The following is a 7,395-nucleotide window of genomic DNA, read 5'->3' on the forward strand; positions in this document are numbered from 1 at the left end:
TATAATAACTCAAACTCTGGGCGTTGTATTTGGGTGGCCTGCAAATTTCGATATACCTCGTTGATATTTTTCAAAGCTTCTTGATAATTTCTCTGAGCTATTAATACTTCAATATACTGTATTCTAAGATTGTAATTGAACGGTTTTTGAGCCACCAAATTGGCTAACTCTTCCACCTTTAGCTTATCACCGAACAGCCCCTTTTGCCATGCCACAAATGCCTTAGCATCATTTTTCCGTATCCCTCAGATAAGTAGAAATTGAAGATCCGTTGTGGGCATACTCTTCTGCAACGGCTATGGCCTCGGCTAAATAACCACGTTGATAATAAAAATTACGGAGGGCTATATTGTTCTGAGCTTTAATCATATAGTCCTTCTCCAATTCATAAGCCTTTCTATATAATTTAGCTTGCTCTTCCAGCTTATCCGGAGCAGAAGCTACCAACCAATCACCCTCCACCACATATATAGGTGCATAAGAGGAATTAATTGCTTTGGCTCTGTGCAACCTTTCTTTAGCTTCTTCGAATTTTTTCTCCACAATATTATTTTTTGCATAGGCTAAATGTACAGGCAAATAATTCGGGTCATACATCAATGCAGTATCCAAATATCTATAAGAATCCGCTATAGAAGCCTTTAAAGCATTATTAGCCAAATTAAGATACACTTGTGCCCAGTTGGAAGCCATTGCCTTTTTATCACCAGCCAAATAAGCTTGTTCTTGACGAATCAATTGGTCTAAGAAAGCATACATCTCGGGATCTTTTGTAGACAAATCCGACAGAGTATTCATAGACTTAAAATCCAAAGGATGTACTTTTACCTTTTCAAAATAAGCAGGATAGGTCTGAGCAAAATACTCAGACTCATTATTCTGTGAATAATAATCTAATGTCAATCCTTTTTCCATGGCGTTATAATACAGCGCCTTGATTTTCCGATTTTGCTCGTCAGTCAATACTTGGCCGTGAAACAGATGCACATACTCGTGAAGAAGTACATTACGCTCTTCAAACGCACCACGTTCTACATATTCGATTGCAGCTGCACCGGACCCCACTCCTCTTATATCCATCCATTGACGATTATCAAAGGTAGTATTAAACCTAAAATAGGGAGCTCTCATGGCAATAGCCAAATCCTTATGCAGTGGAGGAATCACAAACGAACGATGTTGCTTAGCCAAAAACGGAAAATACACCACCGATGTGTAGAGCTGATTCCAAACCATACCTTTAGCTACATTTCCAGGATAATAACCCACATCAGGAAAAATTTCCAAAAAGTCAGAAAGATTGTCAATTTCCGGATTCTTTATCTTTTGTATAATACTTTCATATGTTTTTAAGAAAGGAATTCGTTTAGATTTTATGACAGCAGATAAGCCATTGTGTGCAGGCCCATAATGTTTCTTTTGTTCAAGAATTTTTATAAAGATTTGCTCTGCTTTATCCAGTCTTTTCTTTCGGTCGAATGCATCAAAATCTCCATACAATAAAGAAGCTTTATGCATATCTGGGAGGACCGATTGTGGATACTCAACCTTCACTTTCGCTATCACATCAAATACCGAGTCTATCTGATTCTTTGTAAACAAATCATCCGCTCTCTCCAAGGCTGCTCGGATTTCTTTTTCGTCTTTGTCTACATAATCTGCAAAGGTCTGATTAGTATGACCATTTCCAAGATGCCAATGTGTTTGGAAATGCAACGGGTTCAAAGCCAAAGCTAGCTCCCATTGATTGACCATATCATTTAATTGTGTTGCATCTATCCTACGCCAGATGGCATATCCATAATAAAAACGTGCATCCGCATGTAATGGTTCTATTTGAAGTCCTTTAATCAAAGATTCTTCTGCTTCTTTAGGGTTTTGATCCCAAAAACATATATCAGCCTTTAAGAAATAACCGGCGGCGTGATTTGGGTATTTTGAAATCAACGTAGTTGACAATACTAATGCTTCCTGATATTTTTTTTGTAATAAAAGCGACCTTCCAAGGATTAAACTAACTTCTATATCTAGTGGGTATAGCCTAAGCAGCCTTTTCGTTGCAACTTCTGCTTCCTCCAACTTCCATGCTTCGATATCTAACATCGCTTTCCAACATTCTACTTCCTTCCGTGACTTATCTGCGTCAGGAAGAGCTTCCAATAATTCCTGACAAGCATGGAAATCATTATTTAACCATTTAAGCTTAACCTGTAGCAATGTTTTTTCAAGAGCTGTTAAAGACGAACTTGAATCCAATTGTTCTTGAACTGTATTCCACGACCCTATATCTAGCAACCGAGACAGTAAAGCGTACGACTGATTCGGCTGAAGGGATAAATCGTTTACAAGCCTTTTTCTTTCCTCTTGTAAATATTTATAAACTGCATTAGTATTATTGACCAAATCTTGGGCCCAAGAAATACATATAACACTAAAATATCCGATGAAAAAGAAAAGAACCCTCATAGACCTAGGATTAATTGCCCCAACCCTGCATAACAGGGTTGGGAATATTTCACATATTTTTAATATTTAGCAGGTTTATCCGGGGCAGGAATTGTTTTCTTAATAAAATCACGAATATCATTATTTGCCTTAATCAAATCCTCTTTTCGCAAATACATCATATGTCCACTTCTATACCCCTTAAAATCTATACGATCAGCCAATTTTCCGGAAGGATCCATTTGCCACATATTATATTTCGCGTTAAAATAATCACAAGCTCCGTCATAATATCCCATTTGAACCATCACATGTAAAAATGGATTGGCAGCCATAGCTTGACGTAAGTTAAGCCCAGTATTGTCATTTGATCTATCCCATGGATGTACTGGACCAAACATGTTGTACTTTACATCCGTTTTATATTTCAATTCATTCGTGTAATAATAGTTTATTGCCGGAGTGAAAGAATGCAGCCATGAAGTCAATTCCGAGTTAAAATCTGGTTTTTCTCCTCCATCACGACGATCCAATCCTAAGTACCGTGAGTCAAGGCGTCCCACAGTATATCCTTGGTCCCTCAATAATTCTTTCCAAAATAAAGACGTAGGAATATCCAGATTATTTTGTTTTATCACCGTCTCCGATAAGCCCGAATAACGTGCCATCTTTTTCACTATAGCATCCTGCTCTTCTTTGCTGATACTATAGCCTTTGGCAATAGCAGGCAACAATTCATTCAATGCAAATTTTTCTACCTCAGGCAATAATTCTTCCAAATCTCTATTCTGTAAATCTGCCGGCAAACGTTTGTGATACCAAGCTGTAGCCGCATAATATGGCCAACGATTTGCTTGCTCTACAGGTCCCTCACGCTTCAGTCCCAAATCTGTAGGAGAAACTAAGATTACCCCGTTGAGATACATCCATTGAGCGTTCTGCAATTCTAATGCTAAACCTGATACACGTGTGGTTCCATAACTTTCTCCTATTAAGTATTTCGGCGAAGCCCATCGATTATTGCGAGTTACAAAAGTATTTATCCACTCCGCCAAGTATTTAATATCTGCATTCGTACCAAAAAACAGCTTTCTGTCCACCTTTTCATCCAGAATACGGGAATAACCAGTGTTTACTGGATTGATATATACAATATCTGCTACATCAAGGATTGAATATGGATTTTCTTTCACTCCATAAGGTTGTAATGGATAACCTTCATCGTCAATATTCAATAAACGTGGTCCTGTGTAAGCCAAATGCATCCAAACAGATCCCGACCCCGGCCCTCCGTTAAAGGAGATAACAAGAGGGCGCTTATCTCTATTGGTGACATCATCCCTAGTATAATACGTATAATGAACTGCAGCAATAGGTTTTCCTTGCTCATCCCACACAGGTTGGGTTCCTGTGCGTGCGGTATAAGACAATTTTTGACCGCTAAATGTGTTCAACTGATGCTTGGTCGTAACAGTACTATCGGCATAAGGAACACGCTGTGCATATGTGGTTATAGCCACCATTAATGTGGTAATTATTAAAAGAATCTTTTTCATAATGTTTAGTAATTGGATTTAGTAATTATACTCTATTATTGTATGCTAAAAACCTTATTGGCGGGTATCCCAAAACACATAGAACGATTCCCTTTTGATAACGTGGATGAATAATCATTTCTTGCTTTAATGTTTAAAGATAGGAACGATTTGTAGTCCAACACAAAATCACCAAAGAAACCTATTACTCTATTTTGTGTAATAGTTCCAGTAGTATTAAATGTCAAAAAATTACTTTGATTATCAAAATCAGGAAGAACGATTCCTAAAGCAGTAGTTTGCAAAGCATTCCTATAATTAGAAATTACTTCATTACCGAGTGTCGCTATTAAATTCCAACTTTCAGAAAGGGATTTGTTGGCAGTAACAGTAAGGTATGAGTTGATGTTTTTCATTAGCGTGCTTCTGTCATCCAAGCCCCCAGCTCCAGCTGAACTTGTATTACCATTACTTCTGATACCCTTATTGTCAAAACCTTTACTCATCATACCAAAAACATCCGCGCCTATCTTCAAGTCTGCAGTCAACCAAGATAAGAGGTCATATTTCATATTAATGTTACCATAAAAGCGGTTTACTTCGCTATTATACCTTACATTTTCTAAGGACTATCGAGGATGATCTTCTGCTGCAAACCACAACTGATTTCCATCAGCATCCTCGTAAGGCAAATTGGTCAAATCATAGGATCGAGGAGTATAAATACCCCTCTATAATGGGTTTGCCCCTTGATTACCTCCTTGCGTACGCTTAGAGTTATTATTTACATATGAAAACGAGGTTCCTATCTTAAATTTATCGGTCAATTGCGTAGAAACATTGGCCGAAATATTATTTCTTGATAATTTATTATTAGGAAGAAGTCCTGTCTCCATAGTGTATCCATATGATACACGATAATCAAACTTATCACTCGATCCCGAGAAGCTAATATCGTTTACAGTATTAATCGAATGACGCAACAAATCTTTAATATTATTAGGGTAAGCTTTTAGCTGCTCTTGCTCACCAAACCAATTTGTTACAGTCTGACCAACAATTCGTTCACCCCAAGACCCTGTCACAGAATTGTTGTAGACACCATTGCTTCCTTGTGAATATTCATTCTGAAACTCAGGCATACGTGATATGACTCCAACAGCCGTATTAGTTCCAAACGAAATTTGATTCCTACTACCCTTCTTAGCCTTTTTAGTGGTTATCAAAATTACACCAGAGGCAGCTCTAGAACCATATAATACGGTAGCGGCAGCACCCTTTAACACACTTATCGACTCAATGTCTTGCGGATTGATGTCAGAAATACGACTCGAATTAACGACGCCGGTATTAACACTATTACTACCGCCAGAATTATCCAATGGAATACCATCTACGACATATAATGGTTGATTCGATCCGGTAAAAGTAGAAAACCCACGAATGGTAATGTTAGAACCGGCAAAACCACCTCCTGCTCCACTAACCTGTACACCAGCTAGACGCCCTGCCAAAGCATTAGTCACATCGGTCGTAGGCGCTTTACTTAATTCTTCTCCCTTAACTTCGCTAACTCCATATCCCAAGGTTTTACGATCTCACTGAATACCAAAAGATGTCACAACAACTTCCTCTAGCACTTCTTCCAAAGGAAGCAGCTCAATATTTAGCTCCCCAGAAGTCGGAATGATAATTTCCTGAGTGTGATAAGACAAATGACTCACAACTAGTACATTAACATTACTAGACACTTCCCATTCGGAACATCCCCTCACTTATCTTGACTTTTGTCCCCAAGTTTGTACCTTTCAATACTTATAAGACTGTCTCACTTCAACAATCCTGGTTCTCCGACGTCCTTTACTTCTGATGACTCCTTTGATAACTCTTTTTTGCAAAACTTGTAGGCTAGTATTAGTGGAAGAGATTGATTTTGTAGTCGCAAAAGAAATATTTGTTAAGACAGAAGTTGCGACAAGTAAGCAAGACATGTAGAAGGGGTTACCCCAAACCCCAACAGTCCGATGCAATGTTTGTGGATTGAGTTTTAATTTAGGTTTCATAATCTTAAATGGTTAGTAAACAAAATAATGTTCAAAACAACATTAAAATGCTTCTTATGGAGGTAGAGTGAAGAAGAAGGGCTTCATAGAATTTAAGTTTAAGTCAAAATTCTTTTACAAAAGAATTTCTATCAGTTAGTATTAATTTAAGTTTAATTGGCTTGTGTGAATAAGCTAATTTAAATTAATAAACTTGAACAATAATTTCTGAAAATCAATAAAATATATCAATACTTGGATAATTTACGTTAACATATAAAACTTTTTTATGTGTTAACGTATCTAAATGAAGATCATTATATGTTAAGCAGGGAAATAATGGGATATATTTAGGAAGTGTTGTAAAACAAAAAAGCCTTATCGATATGGATAAGGCTTTTCTTTGTTTAATAAGGGTAGGCACCGACCTACTCTCCCACCTGTTACGGCAGTACCATCGGCTCTGGCGGGCTTAACTTCTCTGTTCGGAATGGGAAGAGGTGATCACCGCCGATATAGGCACCTTAAGGTCTTTAATCTCTTTTTTGTATCACAACCTACTTAATTGTAAGCTTACTTACATTGACATTGTATTGAAAGAAAGAAAAGTTTCCGATTAAGACAACAGCGTATCTTATGCCTTGAAAGTCTCGGGCGATTAGTACTACTCGGCTTTGGTATCTCTACCTTTACACCTGTAGCCTATCAACGTCGTAATCTCCAACGACCCTATAGGGAAGTCTCATCTTGTGGCTAGTTTCGCACTTAGATGCTTTCAGCGCTTATCTATTCCCGACGTAGCTACCCAGCCGTACACCTGGCGGCATAACTGGTTCACTAGAGGTCAGTCCATCCCGGTCCTCTCGTACTAAGGACAGATCCACTCAAACTTCCTGCGCCCACAACAGATAGGGACCGAACTGTCTCGCGACGTTCTGAACCCAGCTCGCGTGCCACTTTAATGGGCGAACAGCCCAACCCTTGGGACCTTCTCCAGCCCCAGGATGTGACGAGCCGACATCGAGGTGCCAAACCTCCCCGTCGATATGAGCTCTTGGGGGAGATCAGCCTGTTATCCCCAGAGTACCTTTTATCCTTTGAGCGATGGCCCTTCCATTCAGAACCACCGGATCACTATGTCCGTCTTTCGACCCTGCTCGGCTTGTAGGCCTCACAGTCAAGCAAGCTTTTGCCATTGCACTCCGCGTACGGTTACCAAGCGTACTGAGCTTACCTTTGAAAGCCTCCGTTACCTTTTTGGAGGCGACCACCCCAGTCAAACTACCCACCAAACAATGTCCTCGCTATTCAGCAAGTTAGAAACCGAATACAGAAAGGGCGGTATTTCAACGTCGTATCCACGAATCCYGGCC

The 7,395-nt window shown here is 39.0% G+C and carries 6 protein-coding genes and 2 rRNA genes; all 8 read right to left on the reverse strand.

Features of this window, described 5'->3' with window-relative positions; all coding sequences use genetic code 11:
- A partial coding sequence (locus SD31_RS13645; protein WP_039054529.1) for a hypothetical protein occupies positions 1-215 on the reverse strand: 215 nt, incomplete at its 3' end.
- 13 nt (positions 216-228) lie between these two features.
- A complete protein-coding gene (locus SD31_RS13650) occupies positions 229-2,217 on the reverse strand; it encodes a tetratricopeptide repeat protein (protein WP_156138376.1) in 1,989 nt (662 codons plus the stop codon).
- Between the two features lie 308 nt (positions 2,218-2,525).
- Positions 2,526-4,001 (reverse strand): S10 family peptidase, encoded by a 1,476-nt coding sequence (locus tag SD31_RS13655; RefSeq protein WP_039054531.1) that lies wholly within the window; start codon positions 3,999-4,001, stop codon positions 2,526-2,528.
- A 35-nt stretch (positions 4,002-4,036) separates the two neighbouring features.
- Complete coding sequence (locus tag SD31_RS13660) at positions 4,037-4,552, reverse strand: hypothetical protein (protein WP_039054532.1); 516 nt, start codon at positions 4,550-4,552, stop codon at positions 4,037-4,039.
- Positions 4,553-4,711: 159 nt separating this feature from the next.
- Positions 4,712-5,566 (reverse strand): TonB-dependent receptor plug domain-containing protein, encoded by an 855-nt coding sequence (locus SD31_RS13665; protein ID WP_039054533.1) that lies wholly within the window; start codon positions 5,564-5,566, stop codon positions 4,712-4,714.
- Positions 5,567-5,578: 12 nt separating this feature from the next.
- On the reverse strand, positions 5,579-5,704 hold the full coding sequence (locus tag SD31_RS20410; protein WP_262506651.1) for a hypothetical protein: 126 nt from the start codon (positions 5,702-5,704) through the stop codon (positions 5,579-5,581).
- Positions 5,705-6,437: 733 nt separating this feature from the next.
- Positions 6,438-6,549 (reverse strand): 5S ribosomal RNA (gene rrf, locus SD31_RS13670).
- A gap of 110 nt (positions 6,550-6,659) precedes the next feature.
- Positions 6,660-7,395 (reverse strand): 23S ribosomal RNA (locus SD31_RS17680); the annotation flags it as partial.

The sequence above is a fragment of the Sphingobacterium sp. T2 genome (genome assembly GCF_000814685.1).
Lineage (GTDB): Bacteria > Bacteroidota > Bacteroidia > Sphingobacteriales > Sphingobacteriaceae > Sphingobacterium > Sphingobacterium thermophilum.